Origin of the sequence: Streptomyces sp. NPDC046915 (assembly GCF_040644935.1) — a bacterium.
GTDB lineage: Bacteria > Actinomycetota > Actinomycetes > Streptomycetales > Streptomycetaceae > Streptomyces.
On record NZ_JBEYXB010000002.1, the window covers coordinates 265,611 to 291,185 of the forward strand.

The window sequence follows — 25,575 nt, forward strand, 5'->3', positions numbered from 1 at the left end:
AGCGTTAACCATTTCCTTCAGGTTAACGAGCGCTAACCTCCCTGTCTAGAATTGCTTCCATGGCCACGAGAACCGACGCCCCCACCCGACGCGAGCAGATCCTGAAGGAAGCCGCGCGACTCTTCGCCGAACGCGGTTTCCACGGGGTCGGCGTCGACGAGATAGGCGCCGCGGTGGGCATCAGCGGGCCCGGCCTCTACCGTCACTTCGCGGGCAAGGACGCGATGCTCGCCGAGCTGCTGGTCGGCATCAGCGGCCAGCTGCTGACCGGGGCCAAGCGGCGCCTGGCGGAGGCCGACGGTAAGGCTGCCCCGGAGGCGGTCCTGGACTCGCTCATCGAAGGGCACATCGACTTCGCGCTCGACGACCGTCCCCTCATCACCCTGCACGACCGCGAGCTGGACCGCCTGCGCGACAGTGACCGCAAGCTGGTCCGGCAGCTCCAGCGGCAGTACGTCGAGCTGTGGGTGGAGGTCGTCCGCGAGGTGTACCCGGATCTGGCCGAACCGGCGGCCCGCTCGGCCGTGCACTCGGTCTTCGGCCTGCTGAACTCGACGCCGCACCTCGGCCGCGGCGGTTTCCTCCCGGGCCGGGGGGCCACCTCGGAGCTGCTGCACCGGATGGCGCGGGGCGCGTTCGCGGCGGCGTCGGGGGCCGGGCTCGCTCCGGCGTGACGAGCGTTACCCCGATCACTCTGGACCGCTTCCGTACTCACCGGTACCTTTGATCTGAGCAAGCGCTTAGACATGCCGAAGTCCGTGGAGGTGGCGGAGTGCGCCGCACGCTGTTCAACGAGGATCACGAGGCGTTCCGGGAGACCGTCCGCGCCTTCATCGAGGCCGAGGTCGTACCGGTGTACGACGAGTGGTTCGCCGCCGGCCAGGCGCCGCGCGACTTCTACTACAAGCTCGCCGAGCTGGGTGTCTTCGGCATCCGCGTCGACGAGGAGTACGGCGGCGCCGGCATCGACTCGTACAAGTTCGAAGCCGTCCTGTACGAGGAGACCGCCCGCGCGGGTGTCTCCTTCGGCGGCTCCGGTGTGCACGTGCTGCTCGGCCTGCCCTACATCAAGCTGCTCGCCTCCGACGAGCAGAAGAAGCGCTTCCTGCCGAAGTTCGTCTCCGGTGAGGAGATGTGGGCGATCGCGATGACCGAGCCGGGCACCGGCTCCGACCTCGCGGGCATGAAGACCACCGCCAAGCTCTCCGAGGACGGCACGCACTACGTCCTCAACGGCGCCAAGACCTTCATCACCGGCGGCGTGCACGCCGACCGCATGATCGTCTGCGCCCGCACCTCCGCGCCGACCAAGGAGGACCGCCGCCACGGCATCTCCCTCTTCGTCGTGGACACCAAGGCCGAGGGCTACTCCGTCGGCCGCAAGCTCGACAAGCTGGGCCTGAAGACCTCCGACACCGCCGAGCTGGCGTTCGTCGACGTCAAGGTCCCCGTCGAGGACCTCCTCGGCGAGGAGAACAAGGGCTTCTACTACCTCGGCCACAACCTCGCCTCCGAGCGCTGGGGCATCGCCTTCGGCGCGTACGCGCAGGCCAAGGCCGCCGTCCGGTTCGCCAAGCAGTACGTCCAGGACCGCGTCGTCTTCGGCCAGACCGTCGCGTCCTTCCAGAACACCAAGTTCGAGCTGGCCGCCTGCCAGGCCGAGGTGGACGCGGCCGAGGCCGTCGTGGACCGCGCGACCGAGGCCCTGGACGCCGGCGAGCTGACCCCCGCCGAGGCCGCCTCCGCGAAGCTGTTCGCCACCGAGGTCGCCCACCGCGTGATCGACCGCTGCCTCCAGCTGCACGGCGGCTACGGCTTCATGAACGAGTACCCGATCGCCCGCCTGTACGCGGACAACCGCGTCAACCGCATCTACGGCGGCACCAGCGAGATCATGAAGTCGATCATCGCGAAGGACATGGGCCTGTAAGCCGCACGCAATCGCCGGCGGATACAACCGACTCCATGAGCCAGGCACTCCAGGATCTCCTCGATCTGCTCGACCTCGAGCCGATCGAGGAGAACATCTTCCGCGGCCAGTCCCGGTCCGCCGTCGTCCCGCGGGTCTTCGGCGGGCAGGTGGCGGCCCAGGCGCTGGTCGCCGCCGGGCGCACGGTCCCCGCCGACCGGCACGCCCACTCCCTGCACGCCTACTTCCTCCGCCTCGGGGACCCCGGCGCGCCCATCGTCTACAACGTCGAACGCATCCGTGACGGCCGCTCGTTCACCACCCGCCGGGTGGTCGCGATCCAGCACGGCAGGCCGATCTTCACCCTGTCGGCGTCCTTCCAGACGCACGAGGACGGCCTCGACCACCAGACCCCCATGCCACCCGCGCCCGACCCGGCCACCCTGCCCACCTCCCAGCAGCGGCTGCGCGGGTACAGCCATCTCGACCCGCAGATCGTGGAGCGCTTCATCGAGGCCCGCGAGGCGGTCGACCTGCGCTACGTGGACGAGCCGCCGTACGGGAGGTTCGGCGAGCCGCGCGAGCCGCACTCCCAGGTGTGGTTCCGCGCCAACGGCAAGCTCGAGGGCGCCATCGACATCCCCCTCCTGCACGTCGTCCTGGCCACCTACGTCTCCGACATGACCCTCCTCGACTCCGTGCTGCTCGCGCACGGCCGCGGCGGCTGGGCCGTCGGCGACGTCGTCGGGGCCTCGCTGGACCACGCGATGTGGTTCCACCGGCCGTTCCGGGCCGACGAATGGCTGCTGTACGACCAGGAGTCGCCGTCGGCGTACGGCGGCCGCGGTCTCGGCCAGGCCCGCATCTACACCCAGGACGGCCGGCTCGCCATCTCGGTCATCCAGGAGGGTGTCGTCCGCGTCCCGCGGTGACCGTGTGACAGGGGTGTCTCCCGAGATGACGTGTGGCGCATGCGGGATTAGGCTCTTGGAGTGAACGCCGCGATGCATGGCACGCCCGGCCGATCCGGTACCGGTGGCGTGCCCTCCATGAAAGCGCGGTGACATCTGAGACCGCGTCGCATTCTCACCCAGCGGCGGCGGCCATCCCATCTCGTGAATCCACAGCGGAGCCGCGAGAGATGATGGAACGAAAGGTGTATTTCCCATGCGAGCACAACGCGCAAGGCGTCTCCTCGCGGCTTCCGCCGCCACCGTCCTGATGGCGGGCGGCGCCGCGCTCGGCGCGGCGGGCACCGCCTCGGCCGGCGACTGTGGTGGCAACCACGACAACGGCGGTTACAGCTGGTCGGATGACGACGACGGCGGCTATGGCGACAACGGCGGCTATGGCGATCACGGCGACAACGGCGACCACGGTGGCGACCACGGCGACAACGGCGACCACGGCGGCGGTGACCACGGCGACAACGGTGACCACGGTGGCGACCACGGCGACAACGGTGACCACGGCGGCGGTGACCACGGCGACAACGGCGACCACGGCGGCGGTGACCACGGCGACAACGGTGACCACGGCGGTGGCGACCACGGCGACAACGGCGGTCACGGCTACTGATATCGCCGACTCCGCGCACTGAAAGGCGTGATGTGCGGCACCGTCAACGGCGCCGCACATCACGGGGTTTGCCCGCCCCCGCTCAGGTCAGGCCCGCCTCCGCCAGCAGATACGCCGTCAGCGGGTCGTAGTAACGCGGGCTGAGCACATGGTCGTCGAGGGGAACGGCCACCTGGAGGGTGCCCTCCGACTCGGCGAGGAACAGGGCCGGGTCGTTGCAGTCCGCGTAGCCCACGGAGTCGACGCCGTGCTGGCCGGCGTACCCCGCCCAGCCGTGGTCGGCGACGACCAGGTCGGGCAGCGGGCGGCCCTCGCGCTCAAGTCCCGTCAGAATGGCCCGCATCGGCGCACCGGAATGCGTGTGCCACAGCGTGGCGCCGTGTTCGAGCACCGCCACGTCCGCGAACTGCATCACGTACCCCTCCTCCGTCTGCAACCCGTCGGGGATGACGACGATCTCGCAGCCGGCGGCGCGCAACGCGACGGCCGTGGCCCGGTGCACGTCGAGCAGGCCGCCGGGGTGGCCGGTGGCGAACAGCACCCGCTGCCGCCCGTCGGCCGCCTTGCGCAGCCGCGCCGCCATCCGTTCCAGGGCGTCGACGGTCAGATCGGGGTCGATGGTGTCCTGCCCGTACCGGTACTCCGCGTCGTCGTTGACGCCGACCCGCTCCGCCATCACCGCGAGCACGTCCTGCTCGTCCCGCCAGCGGTCGCCGAGTTCCAGGCCGAGCCAGAAGTTGCGGTCGCCGTTGGCCAGCTTGCGGTAGTGGGAAAGGTTGTTCTCGCGGGGCGTCGCGACGTCGCCCGCGATACGGGTCTTCACAAGGTGGTCGACGAGCTCGGCGCGGCTGGGTGTCCCGGGTATCGGCATGTCTCCCATTGTGAGGCAGCGCCCTGTGCGCGTCCTTGGCTTATCACCCGCTGGGACGTGGGTCACTTCGCAGGTCAGCCGTGGTCGGTCACAGATTCCGCAAGGCGAACCACAACTCCATGCGTACGTCAGGATCGTCCAGGTCCGCGCCGAGGAGCGCCGCGCACCGGGCGATCCGTTGCCGCACGGTGTTGCGGTGCACCGACAGGGCCACCGCCGTGCGGTCCCAACTGCCGTGCAGGGACAGCCAGGCGCGCAGTGTCTCGGTGAGCGCGGGGTGCGCCGAGACCGGCCCGAGGAGCGCGCGGGCGTGGCTCTCGGCCTCACCGGGCGGCACCAGGTCGGCCAGCCCCGGGCGGCCGCCGTGCCGGACCAGCGCCGTGCGGGTGGCGCGGGCGCGGGCCAGGGCACGGGCCGCCTGGGTGTCGGCGGCCGCCCAGTCGTCCGGCGCCACGGGGGTGCTGACCCCCAGGGCCCAGCCGGGCTGCGCGGCCGGTTCCCGGTCGGCGGGCACCAGGACCCGTACCACGCCGTCCGCCAGGTCGACCAGCGCGGACCCGAGCGCGGCGCCCAGCGCCGAGGCGGCCACCGCGTCCGGCACCTGGCCCTCCGGCCGTGCGTGCACGACGACCCACCGCTGAGCCCCGAGCAGCGGGGCCACGTCCTCGGGCGGGGCGCCGAGGAGCAGTCGGACCAGCGCCGACGAACGGGCCGTTCCCGCGCCGCTCTGGTGCTCGCCGGTGAGGAGGGAGAGGAGGACGGCGGCGACGGAGGCGATGGTGTGGTCCCCGGGCTCGCGCCGGTCGGTGGCGACCCCGAGGACGAAACCCTGACCGGTGCCGAGGGCGTAGACGGCGAGGTGGGTGCCCAGGACGGTGTCCGTGGCGGAGGAGGGGCCGGCGGAGGGGCCGGCGGAGGAGGTCTGCGCCCCGGTGGGCCGTACGACCGCCGCCAGCCCCGCCAGTGCCTCCCGTACCTCCTGCGGCGCCTCCCGGCCCGCCGTCGCGATCTGTGCGCCGTCCGGGCCGTACAGCACCGCCCGCCCGCCCAGGCGCTGGGCCAGCCGGCGCAGCACCGAGGGCACCGGGTCGGGTCGGGAGGCGGCGGAGGCGAGGCTCTGCTGGGCCTCCGTGACCCGGCGCAGCTCGGCCAGGCGGGCCTGCGCCATCAGCTGCCAGACCGCGCGGGCCACGCCGGAGAACGTGGTCTGCGGCGGCACCTCCAGCAGGGGCAGCCCATGGGCGTCACAGGCCGCGGCCAGGGCCCGCGGCACCGTGTCGTGCACCGGCGCCAGCCCGAACCCGAGGGCCGCGCCGCCCGCCGCCACGATCCGGGACACGTAGTCGTCGAAGTAGGTGCCCGAACCCGCCGCCTCCGGCACATGCACCCCCGCCGTCAGCAGCAGCTCGCCGCCCAGCAGATACGGGTACGGGTCGGCCATCTCCGAGGTGTGCGCCCAGTGGATGACGATGCCCGGGTCCTCCGGCCCCGCGATCTGCCGCAGGCCCAGGTCCTCCCTGGCCAGCAGCGCGACCAGCGGGACCGGTGGTGTGGGTGGTACGGGAGTGTCCGGCATGGTGGACGATTCCTCCATCCGGTACGGCGACAGTGGATGAAACCTACACTTCCAGGGCGCTTTTCAGCCACCTAGGGTCAACCCACGAACCACCTAAGCCATGAAGCAAGCAAGAAGGGTGGGCCCCATGGCCGTCGACTACGCAGTGATCGTCGTCTATCTGACAGGCATGCTGGCCATGGGCTGGTGGGGCATGCGCCGCGCCCGGTCCAAGAGCGACTTCCTCGTCGCGGGCCGCCGGCTCGGGCCCGCCATGTACTCCGGCACCATGGCCGCGATCGTCCTCGGCGGCGCGTCCACCATCGGCGGGGTCGGCCTGGGTTACAAGTACGGGCTCTCGGGGGCCTGGATGGTCCTCACGATCGGCCTGGGCCTGCTGGCCCTCTCGGTCTTCTTCTCCGCCCGCATCGCCCGCCTGAAGGTCTACACCGTCTCCGAGATGCTCGACCTGCGCTACGGCGGCCGGGCGGGCGTGATCTCCGGTGTGGTCATGTGGGCGTACACGCTGATGCTCGCGGTGACCTCCACCATCGCCTACGCCACGATCTTCGACGTCCTCTTCGACCTCAACCGCACCGTCGCGATCATCCTCGGCGGCTCGATCGTCGTCGCCTACTCCACGCTCGGCGGCATGTGGTCGATCACGCTGACCGACATGGTGCAGTTCGTGGTCAAGACGGTCGGCGTGCTGCTCCTGCTGCTGCCCATCGCCGTCGTCAAGGCGGGCGGCTTCTCCGAGATGAAGGCGAAGCTGCCGACCACGTACTTCGACCCGCTGGGCATCGGCGGCGAGACGATCTTCACCTATGTGCTGATCTACACCTTCGGCATGCTGATCGGCCAGGACATCTGGCAGCGCGTGTTCACCGCCCGCAGCGACACGACCGCGAAGTGGGGCGGCACGGTGGCCGGAACCTACTGTCTGGCCTACGCCCTCGCCGGCGCCGTGATCGGCACCGCCGCCAAGGTGCTCTACCCCGACCTGGGCAGCGCCGACGACGCCTTCGCCACCATCGTCAAGGACGAACTCCCCGTCGGCGTGCGCGGACTGGTGCTCGCCGCCGCCCTCGCCGCCGTGATGTCCACCTCCTCCGGCGCGCTGATCGCCTGCGCCACCGTCGCCAACAACGACATCTGGTCGCGGCTGCGGGGTGCCGCCCGGCGGGCCGGGAGCGAGCACGACGAGGTCAGGGGCAACCGCGCCTTCATCCTCGTCATGGGCCTCGCCGTGATCGGCACGGCCATCGCGCTCAACGACGTCGTCGAGGCGCTGACCGTCGCCTACAACCTGCTCGTCGGCGGACTGCTCGTGCCCATCCTCGGCGGGCTGCTGTGGAAGCGGGGCACCGTGCAGGGCGCGCTCGCCTCGGTGATCGTCGGCGGCCTCGCGGTGATCGGACTGATGGCCGGGTACGGCATCCTCGCCAACGAACCCGTCTACCTCGGCCTGTCGGCCTCCCTCGTCGCCTACGTCGCCGTGTCCCTGGCGACCCGGCCCACCGACGCCGCGGTCCTCGCCACCTGGCGCGAGCGCCTCGCGGGACGGAACCCCGAACCCTTGTCCGAACCGGTGCCGGCTCACCAGTAGAGTCGTACAACAAGACGCACATACGCGACGAAGCGTAGGAAAGAAGGCGCAGTACCCATGAGCAGCAACGAGACGCCCCGCGGCCCCGTCGACTCCTCCCGCATCCCGCGGTACGCCGGACCCGCGACCTTCGCGCGGCTGCCCCGCCTCGACGAGGTCGGCACCGCCGACGTCGCCGTGGTGGGCGTGCCCTTCGACTCCGGCGTCTCGTACCGGCCGGGCGCCCGCTTCGGCGGCAACGCCATCCGCGAGGCGTCCCGGCTGCTGCGCCCCTACAACCCGGCGCAGGACGCCTCCCCCTTCGCCCTCGCCCAGGTCGCCGACGGCGGCGACATCGCCGTGAACCCGTTCAACATCAACGAGGCCGTGGAGACCATCGAGGCCGCCGCGGACGAACTGCTCGGCACCGGCGCCCGCCTGATGACCCTCGGCGGCGACCACACCATCGCGCTGCCCCTGCTGAGGTCCATGGCCAAGAAGCACGGCCCGGTCGCCCTGCTCCACTTCGACGCCCACCTCGACACCTGGGACACCTACTTCGGTGCCGAGTACACCCACGGCACCCCCTTCCGCCGCGCGGTCGAGGAGGGCATCCTCGACACCTCCGCCCTCTCCCACGTCGGCACCCGCGGCCCGCTCTACGGCAAGCAGGACCTCACCGACGACGAGAAGATGGGCTTCGGCATCGTCACCTCCGCCGACATCTACCGCCGGGGCGCCGACGAGGTCGCCGACCAGCTGCGCCAGCGCATCGGCGACCGCCCGCTGTACATCTCCATCGACATCGACTGCCTCGACCCGGCGCACGCGCCCGGCACCGGCACCCCCGAGGCGGGCGGCATGACCTCCCGCGAACTGCTGGAGATCCTCCGCGGGCTGGCATCCTGCAACCTGGTGTCGGCGGACGTCGTCGAGGTGGCCCCCGCGTACGACCACGCCGAGATCACGTCGGTGGCCGCGTCCCACACGGCGTACGAACTGACCACGATCATGACCCGTCAGATTGCGGCGGCGAAGCAGGAGAAGACGGCCAAGTGACCCACGACCACGACCTGGTGCTCCGCCCGACGGCCGCCCAGACGGAGGCCGCGCTGAACCCTCCCCCCGGCCGCAACGGCGGAGACCTGGTCGTGGAGACCCTGGCCGGTCTCGGCGCGACCACCGTCTTCGGCCTGCCCGGCCAGCACGCACTGGGCATGTTCGACGCCCTGCGCCGCTCCGCGCTGCGGTACGTCGGCCTGCGGGTGGAGAACAACGCCGGGTTCGCGGCGGACGCGTACGGCCGGATCACGGGTGAGGCGGCCCCCCTGCTGCTGTCGACGGGCCCCGGGGCCCTCACCTCCCTGGCCGCGCTCCAGGAAGCCGCCGCCGCGAGTGCCCCCGTACTGGCGATCAGCAGCCAGGTCCCGACGGCGGGCCTCGGTGGCGGCCGCCACGGCTATCTGCACGAACTCCCGGACCAGGCGGCCTCGTTCCGGGGCGTCGTCAAGTCGGTCCACACCGTCCGCGCCCAGTCCCAGATCCCGTCCGCCGTCGCCGCGGCCTGGAAGTCGGCGCTCACGGCTCCGCACGGCCCGGTGTGGGTGGAGATCCCGCAGGACGTCCTGCTGGCGGAGACGACTCTGCCGGTGGTCACGGCGATGGACGCCACCCCCGACGAGCTGCCCCCGCGCCCCGAACTCACCGCCGTGGCAGCGGACTTGCTCTCTCATGCCGCCCGTCCGGCGATCATCGCGGGCGGGGGAGCGGTACGGGCGGACGCGTCCGGCAAGCTCGGGCGGCTGGCCGAGAGGCTCCAGGCGCCGGTGGTGACGACGTTCGGCGGCAAGGGCGCGTTCCCCTGGGAGCACCCCCTCTCCCTCCAGTCCTGGCTGGAGGACCGCCACACGACGGACTTCCTGGAGGACGCGGACGTCCTCCTCGTCGTCGGCTCCGGCCTCGGCGAACTCTCCTCCAACTACCACACGTTCAAACCCCGAGGCCACGTGATCCAGATCGAGGCGGACCTCGGCAAGCTCGAGTCCAACCAGCCGGCCCTCGGCATCCACGCCGACGCGCGCCTCGCGCTCCAGGCGCTGCTGGAGACGGTGGAGCAGCGGGACGACGAGACGGCGCCCGAACGCGTCCGCACCCTGCTCGCGAAGGTCGGCGAACGCATCGCCTCCCAGGAACTGGCCCTGGAACAGGACGTGCTGGCGTCGGTCCGCCGAGCCCTGCCCGCCGACTCCCCGTCCTTCTGGGACATGACGATCCTGGCGTACTGGGCCTGGTCGGCCTTCGACCCCCGGGGCGCGAACACCATGCACTCCGCCCAGGGCGCCGGCGGCCTCGGCTACGGCTTCCCGGCGGCCCTCGGCGCGGCCGCCGCCGACCCGACCCGCCCGGTGCTCGCGGTGTCGGGCGACGGCGGCGCCCTGTACTCGATCGCCGAGCTGGCCACGGCGAAGCAGTACGACCTGCCGGTCACCTGGCTGATCGTCGACGACGGCGGCTACGGCATCCTGCGCGAGTACATGACCGACGCCTTCGGCCAGGCGACGGCGACGGAACTGACCCGCCCGGACTATGTGGCCCTCGCCGAGTCCTTCGGGGTGCCGGGGGTCCGCACGACCCCGGAGACCCTGGAGACGGACCTGGCGAAGGCACTGGCGTCACCGGGCCCGTCGGTGGTCGTCCTTCCGGCGGTGCTGCGGATGTTCGCGGCGACGCACCTGGACTGACGTCGTTGGGTCAGCAGTTGCCCGGCCCCACTCCGTCGATACGGCCGCCGAAGTCGCCGAGGTAGCGGGAGCGCCAGTCGCCGTTGTAGACGTCCCGCTTCTCGACGGGCTGCCAGTTGATGAAACACGCCTTGGTGCTCGCGACGGCCGAGCCGACGTGGTCGTGCAGGAAGGACGGCATGTCGCGGTAGCCGCTGCGGGCGGTCCACTCCCAGGAGCTGCCGCTGAAGCCCTCCCCGCTCCAGAAACACACCGACCCGTCGGGACAGGAGGGCTGGGCGACCCGCGCGGAGGCCGACTGGGCGGGGACCGCAAGGGCGGTGAGCGCGAGAACAGCGGCGAGGGACCAGGAACGAAGCTTCACGGGACTCTCCGGAAAGGGCAGTTGGCAGGGCGCCCCGGCGGAACTGCCGGGGCGCCGCCATGCTCCTGTCCGGACGCGGCAACACGCCCGAGTCCAAGATCGATCTCACCTGTGTGAGCGAACTAGTAGAACCAGTACGACCGGCCTACCAGATCGCGTCCACCCACTCCGGGTGGTCGATGAACGGGTTGCGGTTGTGCTGGTAGGAGTCGTAGATGACCTGGTTGCGGCGCTCCTCGAAGGCGTCCGGCGGGTCCTCGTCGTTCCACTTCTTCAGAATCGACAGCTTGCCTATGTAGGGGTTGCTGCCGTTGTTGACCTTGTCGTCGGGCTCCAGGTTCGCGGAGCCGTCGTCGCCCTCGTAGCGGACTGCCATGTACAGGATCATGCGGGCCACGTCGCCCTTGACGGCGTCGCGGGGCTCGAAGGAGTCCGAGTCGGCCTTGCTGCCGCCGCTGTTGGTGAAGGTGGAGCCGCCCTCGTCGAAGTCGAGGTTGGCGCGCTTGCCGTTGACCGCGACGTCCTCCGGGCGGATGTGGTGCAGGTCGGTGCCGGGGCCGGTGGAGGTGGTGAGGTCGCCGTGGGAGATCGCCCACACGTGCTCGCGGTTCCAGTCGCCGCTGGCACCGCCGTTGAGCGACTTGCTGCGGGAGATGCCCGAGTACAGCAGGATCACGTTGCTGCTGTTGTTCGGGTCCTGGTCGGTCACCTTCAGCGCGTCCCACAGCTGGGAGTAGGACAGCTTGCTCTGGCTGCTGATGATCGTGTGCAGGGACGACTTCAGGCTGGTGCCGGTCTTGCCGATCGCGTTCTTGTAGTACGTCGAGTCGTACGAGGTCGTCGTCGCCGAGGCCGGGGTCGCCGTCAGCGTCGGAGCGGTGAGGCCGACCAGGACGGCGGCCGTGGTCAGAGCCACCGACTTCCATCGGCGGGGGAGTGTCGCCAGCATCATGTGGGGTCCGTTCTACGCGGGTTGATCGGAGGCGGCATCCGGAGCGTGACATGAACATGCAGGCGACGCAATGAACGTGAGGTGTCGGTTCGGTGACACGACGAACGGCCCCTGACAGGAGTGGTGATCAGGGGCCGTTCAGCTGGAGGTGCCGGGCGGGCGTCAGCTCACGTCGGACGGATCCAGGCGGTAGACGGTCGAAGTGTTCGAGGAGCTGGTGGAGTTGGCGGAACCGGAGGACTTCGACGAGCCGGTCGACGACGAACTCTTGCTGTACGCGCTCTCCTTCACCGCCGTCCCGTGCTTCTGCACCCACGACGTCACCGCGGAGCTGAGGCTGTTGTCGCCCCCGCCAGGGCCGCCGCCCATGCCGCCGCCACCGACCTGGATGTAGTGCAGCTCGCCCTTCTTCACCAGCTCCTCCAGCTTGGCGACGGTCATCGCGTTGTCGCTGCCGGTGAAGCCCCACATGGAGATGACGGGCTGCCTGGTGCTGAGCTCGATCTGCGCCGCGCTCTGCGAGTTGGACACCGCCAGGAGCCACCTGGCGCCGTCCTGGTGCTTCTTCAGGTAGGCGATGAGCTCGCTGCTCGCGCCGCCGCCCATGCCGCCTCCGCCGAAGCCGCCCGTGCCGCCGCGCCGTCCGGTCGTACCGCCGCTCTCACCGGTGCCGCCCGGGGGCGTACCGCCGTTGGTGCCGCTGGGCGGGCCGCCCGCCTCCGCGTTCCCGCCGCCCTGCTGACCGCCGGGGAAGCCGCCGCCCTGCGGGAGTTCGCCGTTGCCGCCGCCGGGCGTCATCTGGCCGCCCTGGCTGCCCTGTTGGCCGCCCTGCTGGGGCATCTCCCCGCCCTCCGGGAACCCGCCCCGGCCGCCGCCGCCCCCGCCGGGCCCGCCGCCGAAGCCGCTGCCCGTGGACGGGCCGGCCGTCGGGTTCGTACCGCCCATTCCGCCGCCGCCCGACTCCGAGGGCACCGACCAGGCGTACGCCGCCGGGCCCGCGACCGCCGCGACGACCGCCGCCGCCACCGAGGCCGCCAGCAGCCGCACCCGGCTGCCCGAGCGGAAGACCAGCAGGCCCACGATCGCCGCCGTCATGACCACGCCGATCACCGGCCACAGCCAGGTGTTCCAGCCGGAGGCCCGGCGCAGCAGCACGATCGCCCACACCCCGGTGACACCGAGGGCGACGGGCAGCACCCACGCCCACCGCTTGTCGGCCCGGAAGGCGCGCAGCAGCATCAGGCCGCCGCCCCCGCACAGCACCGCGATGCCGGGCGCGAGCGCGGTCGTGTAGTACGGGTGCATGGTGCCCTCGGCCATGGCGAAGGTCAGGTAGTGCAGGGCCGTCCAGCCGCCCCACAGCACCAGCGCGGCACGCGTGAGGTCGGTGCGCGGCGCCTTGCCGCACAGCACCAGGCCGCCGACGCAGGCGATGGCCGCGAAGGGGATCAGCCAGGAGATCTGGCCGCCGAGGATGTCGTTGAACAGCCGGCCGAGCCCGGCGGAGCCGGAGAAGCCGCCGCCTCCGCCACCGCCGCCCCCGCCGTTGCCCTCGCCGCCGAGGACCCGGCCGAGGCCGTTGTAGCCCATGATCAGATCCCAGGCGGTGCCGTCCGTGGAGCCGCCGATGTACGGGCGGTCGGAGGCGGGCACGAGGGACACCGCGGCCGCCCACCAGAAGCTGGAGACGGCCAGGACCACGGCCGCGACCGCCAGGTTGACGATCCGCTTCACCAACGGGAGCCGGGTCGCGTACAGATAGACCGCGAAGACGGCGGGCAGCGCGATGTAGCCCTGGAGCATCTTCGTGTTGAACGCGAGGCCGAAGCAGGCCGCCGAGCCCAACAACGGCAGCAGTCGGCCGTTCGTCACCGCGCGCAGCGCCAGCGCGGCCGCGCCGGCCATCAGCAGCACCAGCAGCGTGTCCGGGTTGTTGTCCCGGTCGATGGCCACCGTGATCGGGGTCAGGGCGAGCACCAGCGCGGCGACCGCCGCCGCGCCGTGTCCCCACACCCGCTTCACGCAGGAGTGCAGGATCCAGATGGTGGCCAGCGCGGCCACGATCATCGGCGCCATCATCTGCCAGGTGCCGAACCCGAAGATCCGGCAGGACAGGCCCATGACCATGAGCGCGAGGGGCGGCTTGTCGACGGTGAGGAAGTTGCCCGCGTCCAGCGAGCCGAAGAACCACGCCTTCCAGCTCTGCGTGCCGCTCAGGACGGCCGCGCTGTAGAAGCTGTTGAGGCTGGAGCCGGACAGGTTCCAGGAGTAGAGCACCGCCGCCAGGACCAGGATCGCGATCAGCGCGGGCAGCGACCAGCGGGGCGCGGCGTCCGGTGCCGTCGCGGGCGGGACGGACCCCGGCGGGTCCGGGGTCACGGTCGGGTGGGGGAGGGGATCGGTGGCAGATGTCACGGTCGCAGACTGCCGGGCGGGGGTGGGTGGGGGCTGTGGCAGACCTTGTACTCGGCTGTGAAAAGGCAAAGGAGTCCGCAAGCGGCGGGCAACGTCCTGGGCAAGGCCCCGCACGTCACGGTCACCGGTAGGGGCACGCGGCGAGTCATGTCCCGCATGCCCCTGTCCAAGTGATCCAAGTGACGCGACGTCACTGCGCGGTGGTGAACTCCGCCATCATCGCCATGTCCTCGTGTTCGAGGTTGTGGCAGTGCAGCAGGAACCGGCCCGCGTAGTCGGTGAAGCGGACCGCGACCTCGACACCCTGTGCGGGCAGCACGTCGACGGTGTCCTTCCAGCCCGCGTCGAACGCCCCGGCGGCGGCCGCGTCGCGGCTGACCACCTGGAACGGGTCCAGGTGCAGGTGGACGGGGTGGTGGAAGTCGGTGACGAACCGCCAGATCTCCACCTGGCCGAGCTTCGGCATGGCCAGGGATCGACCGGGCTTGTAGTCCTGGCCGTTGATCGTCCAGTTGTTCTCCGACTTCTGGAAGACGAAGGTCCGGGTTGCCACGGCCTTGGCCGGGTCCAGCTTCTCGACCTTGGCCAGCGTGCCGCCGGGCACCCGGGAGTCGTCACTCACCGAGGCGCTGCCGATGTCGAATCGCATGACCTCGGCCGTTCCGCCGCTGCCGAGCCGGTTCACCAGCCGGACGCTACTGCCGGCCGGATAGCGGGCGAAGTCGACCACGACGTCGAAGCGTTCGGCCGGGGCCAGCTCGATCCCGTCGTGAGCGACCGGGCGCTCCAGCAGGCCGCCGTCGGAGCCGATCTGGAGCAGTCCCCCACCGCCCGGTGGTTGCGGGTCGAGCTCCAGCCGGTAGCGGCGCGCGTTGGAGGCGTTGAGGATGCGCAGCCGGTAGCGGGCGCGGTCCACCGGCGCGACCGGCCAGGGCGCGCCGTTGACCAGGATGACGTCGCCCAGTACGCCGTTCATGTAGCCGGCCCGGACGCCGGGCTTGACCTCGCTCGGGTCCAGCGCGGGGTAGGCGAAGGAGCCGTCGGCGGCGAACGAGCGGTCCGCGATCATCAGCGGCAGCTCCCGCGGACCGTGCGGCAGACCGAGCGAGGCCTCCTCGTCGTCACGGACCAGATGGAAGCCGGCCAGCCCCCGGTACACGTGCGGACCGGTGAAGCCCATCGTGTGGTCGTGGTACCAGAGCGTCGCGGCCCGCTGGTTCATCGGGTAGTCGTAGACGCGCTCGGGTTGGACCCTCGCCTGGCCCATACCCGGCATCCCGCCCATGGCGCTCGCACCGGGCCCGCCGGTACCGCCACCGAGCGGGGCGATCAGGTCCATCGGGTAGCCGTCGCTGTCGTGCGGCGTGTGGCCGCCGTGCAGGTGCACGGCGGTCGGGTGCGGCAGCTCGTTGCGGTGGGTGACCACCGTCCGGCGTCCCGAGCGCGACTCGATCGTCGGGCCGGGGAACATGCCCTGGTAGCCCCAGACCTCGGTGTCGTGACCGGGCACCAGATGGGTCCGGCCCGGACGGGCGGTGATCTCGTAGTAGTCGGTGGTGCCGTCGGAGCGCGTCGGCTGGAGCACGGACGGGATCGGCAGCCGCACCGCGTAACGCTCGGGCAGCGGCACCCGGCTGCCGAGCAGCAGGCCCGGCTGCCCACCGGGGATCAGCCCACCGAGCGCGGGCAGGCCGACCGCGACGGCCCCGGCCCCCAGGACGCCCACGGCGCCCACTCCGAGGAACTTGCGCCGGCTCCAGGGGTTCGCGCCGCTCATGCCCGGGCCTCAGCCGGCTCGGTGGGCTCAGCCGATTCGGTGGCGGCCGCAGCGGCGGGCTCGGCCCCCGGCTTGAGGCGGAAGACGTCGGTGGCGAACTTCTCGGCCATCACGAAGACGCCGACACCGAGCGGGATGTGCAGGATCAGGACGCGGCTGAACCCGAGGCTGATCTGCGCCACGCACAGCACGAACAGGATCGTGTACCGGAGGGCTATGACGCTGGGCCCGCCGCCGAGCCGCCAGACCAGCAGCGCGGCGATGACGGAGAGCAGGACGCCCGTCGAGAGGATCATCGCGGCCATCATGTGGGCGTCTAGCAGCGGATAGATCCCCTGAAGGAACCCCCCGGCCAGGAACGGCTGCGCCAGCGCGAGCAGTGCGACGAGCACGGCGGTGACCCGCAGCGTGACCAACGGCCAACGCGGACGGGCAGGTTGGAGCGACATGGTGAATCCCCCAGAGACGATTTTTCGTGCCTGATGAGACAGTCTCACATGAGAGTGTCTTGCGCACCCCTATACTGGAATCGATGAACGAGACCCCCGCCCCGCAGCGGTCAGTCCTGGGCCTGGCCCTTCGCCACGCCCATCTCCGGGCGGCGCGCTTCTTCGCACAGGAGCTGGAGCCGCTGGACCTGGAGAACCACCACGCCGGGATCCTCCTGCACATCTGCCGGCTAGGGATGCAGACGCAGCGTCAACTCGTGGACAGCATGGGCGTGGACAAGTCCATGATGGTCCGCACGCTGGACGCGCTCGAGGCACGCGGCCTGGTGCGCCGCGAGGCGCACCCGACCGACCGCCGGGCCCACGCCATCGTGGCGACGAACGCGGGCCGGGCGATGTTCGACCAGGTCGCGGCAGCGATCAGGCGCACGGAGGAGCGGATGACCGCGTGCTTCACACCCGAGGAGCGGGAGTTGTTCCACTCGATGGTCGTGCGCTTCGCCTACGCGCCCGCCGACGAGGAGGGGCTGATCAAGCCCGAAACGCCCCGCACTTGACGGCTGCGACGAAGTGCGACCAGCCCCCCGGCGAGAAGAGCAGCGCGGGGCCGTGCGGGGACTTGGAGTCGCGGACGGGGACGCCCGGCGGGCAGCCGTCGAGAATCTCGAGGCAGCTGCCTCCTTCGCTGTTGCTGTAAGAGGACTTCCGCCAGCCATGCCGTGTTGCGGCATTCGGGATTATCGGGTCAGTCATGGTGTCCGTAGTCCTTCGCTGTGGCCCTCAGCAGGGCCACTGACTCCGTCAGCGGCAGCGCGTCGGTCATCGCGAGATCGTAGCGGCCCTGCAACTCCTGGACCACGGACGGGGAGTCATGCACCTTTCCCATGCGGAGGCCTTCGCTGTATGCCACGGGTGGTTGGTCGTCGAACCACATCAGGCTGAGCATGTTCTCCATCAACGGGTGGAACCCCAGGCTGAACGGCACGACATGTACACGCACCCGGTTCCGCTCCACCAAGCGGACCAGGTGCATGACCTGCTCCGCCATCACCTCCGGCCCGACGTGCCCAGAACCGCACGCGCGTACCTTTTCGTCTGGAGGATGCCCGGGACGAAGGACAGGGCGAACTCGCGGATCATCACTGCCTGTTGTTCGAGTGGCCGGGCCGCTTCGAAGTAGTCGGCGACCGCCACGTCTTCTGCCGGCAGGAAGCTGCTCAGCACATCGCCCGTGCTCAGGGCCTGGTCGAGGCGTCTGGCGTCCTCCTTGGACGGAATGCGACGGCCCGCCTCGATGTGGGCGATGTGCGAACGCGTCGTGATCGCCATCTCGGCCAGTTGCTGCTGCGTCAGCCCGGCGGCCTCGCGCCGTGCCTTGAGCCGGTCGCCGTAGATGTTGCCCAACGTGCCAACTCCCTGTGACAAACGCTCTGTCACCAGCTCCTCTCTGGCGAGCCTAGCCCGACCCGTCTCACGCTGTGAGTGGATCGCTACCGAAAGCGACACTTCCGCGACTGTGTGAACGGACCGGAGGCGTGGTCATCAACAGACCCAAGGAATTGACGGCATGAGTCACCGTTTCGTCCGCCTCTTCGAGCCGCTGCCACGGCTTCTGCTTCCAGGACGCGGGCGGCGTCGTCGCGTCACCGTACTGTCCGACCGCCGACCGCTTGTCCCCCGCGCCGAAGCCCGGCGGTGCGTCAGGCCGGCTCCCGCCTTCTCCGAGGCGAGGACAACGCCCTGGTTCGCCCTTACCTCGTAGCGCACGAGCGGCGGGAGGAAGTGTGGCGCCAACGGGCCCGGCGCCGTGCGCTGTGGCTTGCCGTTCACGGGATCGACGTAGGGCCGCGTGTCATTCACGGAGTGGCGGTGACGGCGTGAGGGGCGGCATCGAGAGCTCGCGCCTGCTGCCGTGGACGGGCGCGGAAGGCAAGCCCTGTTATCTCCTCACGGACGGAACCGGCTACCTCGCCCGGATGGCCGACACCATCGAGAGCGTGCAGCTCGGGATGGCCGCCGACCTCCTCGGACACGCGGCCGACATGCTGGCCGACGACCGCGCGACCTCCGCCCAGCTCCGGTACCTGCTCGCGGGCATGCACGAGGCGCTGACCGACGTACTCCGGATCGCCGAAAGCCGAGGTGCCCGCCTCCTTGCCCACAGCGATCCTCCATGAGGCGGTGCTGTATGCGGGAGGGGTGAGTTCGGCAACGACTTGTCAAACCATTCCCTACTCGTACAACCATTCACTCGAATCTGTGAGTCATCAGGGGCATGACTCACAGGAAAACCAGGAGGGCCCGGGTGCTGGCGGCCGCCGTCGGCGCCGCGGTGCTCATACCGGGTGTCGTCGCCGCGACCCCGGCCGCAGCGACGACCCCGACGGTCAGCTGCACGTCCGCCAAGGCGGGCCTGGCCGACAAGTTGAAGAAGGACATCACGGCGGCCCTCGCCGGCCGCAGGGGCACCGTCGCCGTCGGACTCTACGACCGCTCCACCAACACGACCTGCACCCTGCGCTCGACCACGTCCTACGACTCGGCCAGCACCGTCAAGGTCACCGTGCTCGCCACGCTGCTGTGGGACGCGAAGAAGCACAACCGGTACCTGACGAGCACCGAGCAGTCGCTCGCCAAGGCCATGATCACGCAGTCGGACAACGCCGCGACCACCAAGCTGTGGAAGCAGCTGGGCCTGACGAAGATCAAGGGCTTCCTGGCCGCCGCCGGCATGACCAAGACCACGCCGGGCGCCGACGGCTACTGGGGCCTGACCCAGGAGAACGTCACCGACGAGCAGAAACTGCTCAAGCTCGTCACCGCCAAGAACACCGTGCTGAGCGACAACTCCCGCGCGTACATCCTGAAGCTGATGGGCCAGGTCATCTCCTCGCAGCGCTGGGGCACGCCCGCCGGGGCGCCGTCCACTGTCTCCGTACACGTCAAGAACGGCTGGCTGCAACGCGCCACGCACGGCTGGCGGGTGCACAGCCTCGGCACCTTCAACGGCGCCGGACACGACTACATGATCAGCGTGCTGACCCAGGACAACAGCACCATGGACTACGGCGTCGCCACCATCCAGAACGTGGCCAAGGCCATCCACAAGGACCTGGTGCCGACCGCGGCCGGCACGGCGACCTTCACCCCGACCAGCACGCCCCGCGAGGCGTTCGTGGCGGTGCCGGAACAGGGCTGACGCTTCACGACGCGGTCTCCCGCCGGTCACCGGACCGTCCTACGGTGACGCCCATGCGCCTGAGAACCGTACTCGCCACCCTCACCGCAGGCCTGGCGGCGGCCACTTGTCTGTCCGCCGCCGGGTCCGCGAACGCCGCTGAGACCAACTCCGCCGGGGCCAACGCCTGTTCGCCCGCCGTCTCGATCGACCGCTTCTCCGACGCGCTCGACAAGACGACGTACCAGGGCAATGTCGTCGGCAACTTCTCCGCGCTGGCCAGGGACCCCGACGGCACCCTCGCCGCCCTCTCCGACCGCTCGGCCCTGTTCTCCCTGGACGCCAAGACACTCGCGCCGAAGGCCGTCGTCCCGCTCGCCGACGAGAACGGCGCCGCCCTCGACTCCGAGGGCCTGGTCATCGACCTCCCCCACTCTCGGCTTCGCTCGAGCGGGGGGACCCCCACCGCCACCCTGCTGATCACCTCCGAGACCGAGCCGTCCGTACGCCGCTACTCCCGCGACGGCCATGTCCTCGACCGCCTCCCGGTCCCGCCCTCCCTCCTGGTCGCCCCGGCCGGCCGCGCCACCTCGAACCAGACCTTCGAAGGCCTGACCCTCCTGCCCGGCGGCCGCACCCTGCTGGCGTCCATGGAGTACGCGATCTCCGGCGACACCGCGGGCATCGTCCGCTTCCAGACCTGGGAACGGACGAAGGGCGACCACTTCCGGCTCGGCGCCCAGTACGCCTACCGCACCGACTCCGGCCTCGGCGTCCCCGAGGTCCAGGCGACCCCGGACGGCCGCCTGCTGGTCCTGGAGCGCGGCTTCACCTCCGGCGTCGGCAACACGGTCCGCCTCTATCTGGCCGACCCGCGGCACGCGACCGACACCAGCGGCATCGACAACCTGACCGGTCAGGCAGGCGTCCGCCTGATCAAGAAGACCCTGCTCACCGACATCGCCACCTGCCCGGCCCTGGGCGCCACCGCCAAGCAGCCCCAGACGAACTCCCTCCTCGACAACATCGAGGGCATGACGATCACGGGCCGGGCGCACGGCCGACTGAAGGTGCTGCTGGTGAGCGACGACAACCAGAACGCGGCGCAGACTACGCGGTTCTACTACTTGCGGGTGAGGACAACCCCCTAGGGGCGCGCGGAACCGCGCGACCAGCCACGACGGATCCGCACGGTGACAGCGGCCGAACCAGCGGAGCGTTTTGTTGCGGAGGGATGAAATCCGCTTCGTTTCGCGTTGGTGCCTTCCGGTAGAGCAGGACGAAAAGACGGAGGGCACCGCGTGACACCGCAACGGGGATGGGCACGTCGACTGGTCGGATACGCATGGCGGTATCCGAAGGACGTCGTCCTCGCTCTCGGCTCCTCGCTCGCCGGCATGGCCGTCATGGCGCTGGTCCCCCTGGTCACCAAGGTGATCATCGACGACGTGATCGGCGACCACAGCCGGCACATGGCCCCCTGGGCGGGCGCCCTCGTCGCGGCCGCCCTCCTCGTCTACGCCTCGACCTACGTCCGCCGCTACTACGGCGGCCGCCTCGCCCTCGACGTCCAGCACGACCTGCGGACCGAGATGTACGAGACGATCACCCGCCTCGACGGCCGCCGCCAGGACGAGCTGTCCACCGGACAGGTGGTCGGCCGGGCCACCAGCGACCTCCAGCTGATCCAGGGCCTGCTCTTCATGCTGCCGATGACCATCGGCAACGTCCTGCTCTTCCTGATCTCACTGGTGATCATGGCCTGGCTGTCGCTGCCGCTGACCCTGGTCGCCCTCGCCGTCGCCCCCGCGCTCGGCTGGATAGCCAAGCGCAGCCGCTCCAAGCTGCACCCCGCCACCTGGTACGCCCAGGCCCAGGCCGCCGCCGTAGCGGGCGTGGTCGACGGCTCGGTCAGCGGCGTACGCGTGGTGAAAGGCTTCGGGCAGGAGGAGCAGGAGACCGGAAAGCTCCGTGAGGTCGGCCGCCGCCTCTTCGCCGGACGCCTGCGCACCATCCGGCTGAACAGCAGGTACACCCCGGCCCTCCAGGCCGTCCCCGCGCTCGGCCAGGTCGCCATGCTGGCGCTGGGCGGCTGGCTGGCCGTACGCGGCCACATCACGCTCGGTACCTTCGTAGCCTTCTCCACCTACCTCGCGCAGCTCGTCGGCCCGGTCCGGATGCTCGCCGTGGTCCTCACCGTCGGCCAGCAGGCCCGCGCGGGCACCGAGCGGGTACTGGAGCTGATCGACACCGAGCCCTCGATCGAGGAAGGCACCAAGACCCTCCCCGCCGACGCCCCCGCGACCGTCGAGTTCGACGACGTGGCCTTCGGCTATGACCGCGCCCCCGGCAACACCAGCCCGGTGCTCCAGGGCCTGAGCTTCGAGATCCGCCCCGGCGAGACCCTCGCCTTCGTCGGCTCCTCCGGCTCCGGCAAGTCCACGGTCTCCCTGCTGCTGCCGCGCTTCTACGACGTCACCCACGGCGCCGTCCTGATCGGCGGCCACGACGTGCGCGAGCTGACCCTCGACTCGCTGCGGGCCGCGATCGGCCTGGTCCCCGAGGACTCCTTCCTCTTCTCCGACAGCGTCCGCAACAACATCGCGTACGGCCGCCCCGACGCCACCCAGGACGAGATCGAGGCCGCCGCCCGCGCCGCCCAGGCCGACCGGTTCATCACCGAGCTGCCCGAGGGCTACGACACCAAGGTCGGCGAGCACGGCCTCACCCTCTCCGGCGGCCAGCGCCAGCGCGTCGCGCTCGCCCGCGCGATCCTCACCGACCCCCGGCTGCTCGTCCTGGACGACGCCACCTCCGCCGTGGACGCCCGTGTCGAGCACGAGATCCACGAGGCGCTGAAGCAGGTGATGCGCGGCCGGACGACCCTGCTCATCGCACACCGCCGCTCCACGCTCAACCTCGCCGACCGCATCGCCGTCCTCGACAACGGCCGCCTCGCCGACATCGGCACCCACGAGGAACTGCAGGAACGATCCGCTCTCTACCGCGGCCTGCTCACCGACCCGGACGAGCTCGGCGGCGTCTCCCCGGGCCACGCCCAGCCCGCCGTGCCCGACGAGGACACCTCCGTACGGGACGAACTCGACGCCGAGTTCGACGCCGAGCGAGGCGTCACCCCCCGTCTGTGGAGCGGCGACCGCGAGCCCAAGGACACCGCACTCGCCGGAAGCCCGGCCTCCCCGGAGCTCCTCGCCCAGGTCGAGGCGCTGCCCCCGGCCACCGACACCCCCGACATCGACGAGGCGCGGGCGGTCCGCCCGGAGGCCTCCTACGGCCTGCGACGGCTGCTGCGCGGCTTCGGCCCGCCCCTCCTCGTCAGCCTGCTGCTCGTCGCCGTGGACGCCGGCATGGGCCTGGCGCTGCCGGTCCTGATCCGGCACGGCATCGACCAGGGCGTCACGCGGGCGGCCCTCGGCGCCGTCTGGGCGGCCTCGCTGCTCGCCCTGCTCGCCGTACTCGTGCAGTGGGCCGCGCAGATCGGCGAGACCCGGATGACCGGCCGCACCGGCGAACGCGTCCTGTACTCCCTGCGCCTGAAGATCTTCGCCCAGCTCCAGCGCCTCGGCCTCGACTACTACGAGCGGGAGCTGACCGGCCGGATCATGACCCGGATGACGACGGACGTCGACGCCCTGTCCACCTTCCTCCAGACGGGCCTGGTCACGGCGTTCGTCTCGGTCGTCACCTTCTTCGGTATCATGGTCGCCCTGCTGGTCATCGACGTACAGCTCGCGCTGGTCGTCTTCGCGACCCTGCCCCCGCTGATCGTCGCCACGTACTTCTTCCGCCGGGCGAGCGTGAAGGCCTACGAACTGGCCCGTGAGCGGGTCTCGGTGGTCAACGCCGACCTCCAGGAGTCGGTGTCCGGGCTGCGGATCGTGCAGGCCTTCCGCCGCGAGCGGGACGGCGGCCGCCGGTTCGCCGAACGCAGCGACAGCTACCGGCGCGCCCGTATCCGCGGCCAGTGGCTGATATCCGTCTACTTCCCCTTCGTCCAGCTGCTGTCCTCGGTCGCCGCGGCCTCCGTGCTGATCGCGGGCGCGGGCCGGATCGAGGCGGCCACCCTGACGACCGGCGCGCTCGTCGCCTACCTGCTCTACATCGACCTGTTCTTCGCCCCCGTCCAGCAGCTCTCCCAGGTCTTCGACGGCTACCAGCAGGCGACGGTGTCGCTGGGCCGCATCCAGGAACTCCTCCAGGAGCCGACGTCCACCCGGTCCGCCGAGAAGCCGCTGGAGGTGCGCTCGCTCCAGGGGGACATCGCCTTCGAGGACATGCGCTTCGCCTACGGCGCCGCCGACGGGGGAGAGGCGGCTCTCCGCGGCATCGACCTCGCCATCCCCGCCGGCCAGACGGTCGCCTTCGTCGGCGAGACCGGAGCGGGCAAGTCGACCCTGGTGAAGCTGGTGGCACGGTTCTACGACCCCACCGCCGGCCGGGTGACGGTCGACGGCACCGATCTGCGCGCCCTGGACCTCACCTCGTACCGCCACCGCCTCGGGGTGGTTCCCCAGGAGGCGTACCTCTTCCAGGGCACCGTCCGCGACGCCATCGCCTACGGCCGCCCCGACGCCACCGACGCCGAGGTGGAGGCCGCGGCCCGTGCGGTCGGCGCCCACGACATGATCGCCACACTCGACGGCGGCTATCTGCACGAGGTCGCCGAACGCGGCCGCAACCTCTCGGCGGGCCAGCGCCAGCTCATCGCCCTCGCCCGCGCCGAACTGGTCGACCCCGACATCCTGCTCCTCGACGAGGCCACCGCGGCCCTCGACCTCGCCACGGAAGCCCAGGTCAACCAGGCGACGGACCGCCTGACGGGCCGCCGCACCACCCTCGTCGTCGCCCACCGCCTGACCACCGCGGCCCGCGCCGACCGGGTCGTGGTGATGGACCACGGCCGCGTCGCCGAGGACGGCACCCACGAGGAACTGCTCGCCAGGGACGGCCGGTACGCCGAACTGTGGCGGACTTTCATCGGTCAGGCGGAGCCGGAGGAGCCGGTGGGCGCGTCCCGCTGACGGTCGTGCAACCATCCGACATACGTCGTGCGTCCGTACATCAGTACGTTCATGACTGGTGCATGACCGATGTACGGGAGGGACCACAGTGGACAGTGGTGCGATACGCCGGCGCCTGGCGCTCGGCGCGGCCGTGCTGGCCGCGTCCGGGGTGTTCGCGCTCGCGGCTCCGGGCAGCGCCCAGGCGGCGACGGGGACGTCCTGCGCCGGGCGCGAAGTGAGGACCCTGCCCTTCTCCACCGGCAGCGTGCACATCTACAAACGCAACGGCTACGTCTGCGCGGTCACGCTCCCCAAGAAGGCCGGTGCCAAGCGCACGATGTCGGTCAGCGTGCAGGCCCGCGGCAACCGTCCCGTCGTCGACAGCGGCCGCTACGCCCACCTGGCGGGCCCGGTGACGGTGCACGCCGGCCACCGCTGCGTGTGGATCAAGGGCTCGGTGGGCGGCGGCTCGGCGAGCTCGGGCTGGATCCTGTGCTGAACCGCCGTGGCTGAAGCCCGCCCGGTCACACCCGCCGCGCGCACCCCACGGGGTTCCGGCCGCCGAGCTGGACGTACAGGGCGGTCGACGCGGGGCACTGGCCGCGGGCCGGTACCGCCTCGGTGACCTCGTACTGGGGTTTGTGCCCGCCCGAGCCGTCACAGGACGTCTCGCGGACCCGGGCGCTGCCGGAGCCGTAGACGCAGTCGCCGGGGATGGTGCGGGGGCCGCCTCCGCCCCCGGGGTCGCCGGGGTGCGGGGGTTCGAGGTTGCGCATGCAGGCGTACCCCGGGGGGATCCTGGCGTCGCCCTCCTCGCTCTCCTCGCCGGCGGACGGGCTCTGGGCGCTGATGTGCAGCACGAAGTCGGTGGTCGGCGGGCACAACGGGCCGTCGGTCGCGGTGCCGTCGTAGCGGGCGACGACCCGGGCCGCCGCCCGTTCGCCGGCGCACGGCACCTCGGTGAAGCTGGTGGTCCCGAAGGAACTGCACTCGCCCACACCGAGGAACTGGGCACCGTAACCGGTGGTCGGGGTGGGCGTGGCCGCCCCCGCCGGGCTGCCGCTCGCGACGGGGCCGGGCGCGTTCTGGCAGCCCGTCAGCAGGGCCAGGGGCAGTGCGCACAGCCCGCACACCAGCCCCACCAAACGTCTCGTGCGCATCGCCATCCCCCCAG

22 protein-coding genes and 1 pseudogene are annotated in these 25,575 nt (G+C 71.0%); 13 read left to right on the plus strand and 10 right to left on the minus strand.

The window, feature by feature from the left end; genetic code table 11:
- The first annotated feature begins 59 nt into the window (after positions 1-59).
- From ABZ915_RS05975 to ABZ915_RS05990, 4 genes are all read left to right on the plus strand, one after another.
- Positions 60-674 carry a TetR/AcrR family transcriptional regulator gene (locus ABZ915_RS05975; protein WP_361796504.1) on the plus strand — a complete coding sequence of 205 codons (615 nt, stop codon included), beginning with the start codon at positions 60-62 and terminating at the stop codon, positions 672-674.
- Positions 675-772: 98 nt separating this feature from the next.
- On the plus strand, positions 773-1,930 hold the full coding sequence (locus tag ABZ915_RS05980) for an acyl-CoA dehydrogenase family protein (protein ID WP_361796507.1): 1,158 nt from the start codon (positions 773-775) through the stop codon (positions 1,928-1,930).
- Positions 1,931-1,965: 35 nt separating this feature from the next.
- The gene (locus ABZ915_RS05985) at positions 1,966-2,841 is read left to right on the plus strand and encodes an acyl-CoA thioesterase II (protein ID WP_361796510.1); all 876 of its coding nucleotides are present in this window, start codon (positions 1,966-1,968) and stop codon (positions 2,839-2,841) included.
- 235 nt (positions 2,842-3,076) lie between these two features.
- Positions 3,077-3,487, plus strand: coding sequence for a hypothetical protein (locus ABZ915_RS05990; protein WP_361796513.1), 411 nt, complete (start codon positions 3,077-3,079; stop codon positions 3,485-3,487).
- A gap of 82 nt (positions 3,488-3,569) precedes the next feature.
- On the opposite strand, the gene ABZ915_RS05995 is transcribed toward ABZ915_RS05990, so the two are convergent.
- Positions 3,570-4,358: a phosphatase gene (locus tag ABZ915_RS05995; protein WP_361796516.1), complete on the minus strand. Its 789-nt coding sequence runs from the start codon at positions 4,356-4,358 to the stop codon at positions 3,570-3,572.
- Between the two features lie 88 nt (positions 4,359-4,446).
- Positions 4,447-5,934, minus strand: coding sequence for a helix-turn-helix domain-containing protein (locus ABZ915_RS06000; protein WP_361796519.1), 1,488 nt, complete (start codon positions 5,932-5,934; stop codon positions 4,447-4,449).
- 127 nt (positions 5,935-6,061) lie between these two features.
- Between ABZ915_RS06000 and ABZ915_RS06005 the strand changes: the two genes are divergently transcribed.
- Genes ABZ915_RS06005 through ABZ915_RS06015 form a run of 3 tightly spaced genes read left to right on the plus strand, consistent with a single transcriptional unit; the run spans position 6,062 to position 10,242 of the window.
- Positions 6,062-7,522, plus strand: coding sequence for a sodium:solute symporter (locus ABZ915_RS06005; RefSeq protein WP_361796522.1), 1,461 nt, complete (start codon positions 6,062-6,064; stop codon positions 7,520-7,522).
- Between the two features lie 57 nt (positions 7,523-7,579).
- Complete coding sequence (speB, locus tag ABZ915_RS06010; RefSeq protein ID WP_361796525.1) at positions 7,580-8,560, plus strand: agmatinase; 981 nt, start codon at positions 7,580-7,582, stop codon at positions 8,558-8,560.
- Entirely contained in the window at positions 8,557-10,242 is a 1,686-nt protein-coding gene (locus tag ABZ915_RS06015; protein WP_361796528.1) for a thiamine pyrophosphate-binding protein, read from the plus strand. Before speB ends, ABZ915_RS06015 begins: the two co-directional genes overlap by 4 nt.
- 10 nt (positions 10,243-10,252) lie before the next feature.
- On the opposite strand, the gene ABZ915_RS06020 is transcribed toward ABZ915_RS06015, so the two are convergent.
- The 5 genes from ABZ915_RS06020 to ABZ915_RS06040 all read right to left on the minus strand — a co-directional run bounded on the left by ABZ915_RS06020 (position 10,253) and on the right by ABZ915_RS06040 (position 16,199).
- Positions 10,253-10,606, minus strand: a complete 354-nt coding sequence (locus ABZ915_RS06020; protein WP_361796531.1) for a peptidase inhibitor family I36 protein — start codon at positions 10,604-10,606, stop codon at positions 10,253-10,255.
- A 145-nt stretch (positions 10,607-10,751) separates the two neighbouring features.
- Entirely contained in the window at positions 10,752-11,555 is an 804-nt protein-coding gene (locus tag ABZ915_RS06025; RefSeq protein WP_361797707.1) for an endonuclease, read from the minus strand.
- A gap of 165 nt (positions 11,556-11,720) precedes the next feature.
- Entirely contained in the window at positions 11,721-13,973 is a 2,253-nt protein-coding gene (locus ABZ915_RS06030; protein ID WP_361796534.1) for a glycosyltransferase family 39 protein, read from the minus strand.
- A 190-nt stretch (positions 13,974-14,163) separates the two neighbouring features.
- Positions 14,164-15,750 (minus strand): multicopper oxidase family protein, encoded by a 1,587-nt coding sequence (locus ABZ915_RS06035; RefSeq protein ID WP_361796537.1) that lies wholly within the window; start codon positions 15,748-15,750, stop codon positions 14,164-14,166.
- Positions 15,747-16,199 (minus strand): hypothetical protein, encoded by a 453-nt coding sequence (locus ABZ915_RS06040; protein WP_361796540.1) that lies wholly within the window; start codon positions 16,197-16,199, stop codon positions 15,747-15,749. Before ABZ915_RS06040 ends, ABZ915_RS06035 begins: the two co-directional genes overlap by 4 nt.
- An 83-nt stretch (positions 16,200-16,282) precedes the next feature.
- Between ABZ915_RS06040 and ABZ915_RS06045 the strand changes: the two genes are divergently transcribed.
- Positions 16,283-16,756, plus strand: coding sequence for a MarR family transcriptional regulator (locus ABZ915_RS06045; RefSeq protein ID WP_361796543.1), 474 nt, complete (start codon positions 16,283-16,285; stop codon positions 16,754-16,756).
- On the opposite strand, the gene ABZ915_RS06050 is transcribed toward ABZ915_RS06045, so the two are convergent.
- On the minus strand, positions 16,731-16,952 hold the full coding sequence (locus ABZ915_RS06050; RefSeq protein WP_361796546.1) for a DUF397 domain-containing protein: 222 nt from the start codon (positions 16,950-16,952) through the stop codon (positions 16,731-16,733). The genes ABZ915_RS06045 and ABZ915_RS06050 overlap by 26 nt on opposite strands.
- Positions 16,945-17,603: pseudogene (locus tag ABZ915_RS06055) on the minus strand (helix-turn-helix transcriptional regulator). The gene ABZ915_RS06050 and the pseudogene ABZ915_RS06055 overlap by 8 nt, the downstream one beginning before the upstream one ends.
- A 473-nt stretch (positions 17,604-18,076) precedes the next feature.
- Here ABZ915_RS06055 and ABZ915_RS06060 point away from each other — a divergent pair.
- From ABZ915_RS06060 to ABZ915_RS06080, 5 genes are all read left to right on the plus strand, one after another.
- Entirely contained in the window at positions 18,077-18,376 is a 300-nt protein-coding gene (locus ABZ915_RS06060; protein ID WP_361796549.1) for a hypothetical protein, read from the plus strand.
- A 98-nt stretch (positions 18,377-18,474) separates the two neighbouring features.
- A complete protein-coding gene (locus tag ABZ915_RS06065; RefSeq protein WP_361796552.1) occupies positions 18,475-19,398 on the plus strand; it encodes a serine hydrolase in 924 nt (307 codons plus the stop codon).
- A gap of 53 nt (positions 19,399-19,451) precedes the next feature.
- On the plus strand, positions 19,452-20,528 hold the full coding sequence (locus ABZ915_RS06070; RefSeq protein ID WP_361796555.1) for an esterase-like activity of phytase family protein: 1,077 nt from the start codon (positions 19,452-19,454) through the stop codon (positions 20,526-20,528).
- Between the two features lie 150 nt (positions 20,529-20,678).
- A complete protein-coding gene (locus tag ABZ915_RS06075; RefSeq protein ID WP_361796558.1) occupies positions 20,679-24,419 on the plus strand; it encodes an ABC transporter ATP-binding protein in 3,741 nt (1,246 codons plus the stop codon).
- Positions 24,420-24,507: 88 nt separating this feature from the next.
- Positions 24,508-24,900 carry a hypothetical protein gene (locus ABZ915_RS06080; RefSeq protein WP_361796561.1) on the plus strand — a complete coding sequence of 131 codons (393 nt, stop codon included), beginning with the start codon at positions 24,508-24,510 and terminating at the stop codon, positions 24,898-24,900.
- A gap of 25 nt (positions 24,901-24,925) precedes the next feature.
- Here ABZ915_RS06080 and ABZ915_RS06085 read toward each other — a convergent pair whose 3' ends face one another.
- The gene (locus tag ABZ915_RS06085) at positions 24,926-25,561 is read right to left on the minus strand and encodes a hypothetical protein (protein ID WP_361796564.1); all 636 of its coding nucleotides are present in this window, start codon (positions 25,559-25,561) and stop codon (positions 24,926-24,928) included.
- Positions 25,562-25,575: the final 14 nt, after the last annotated feature.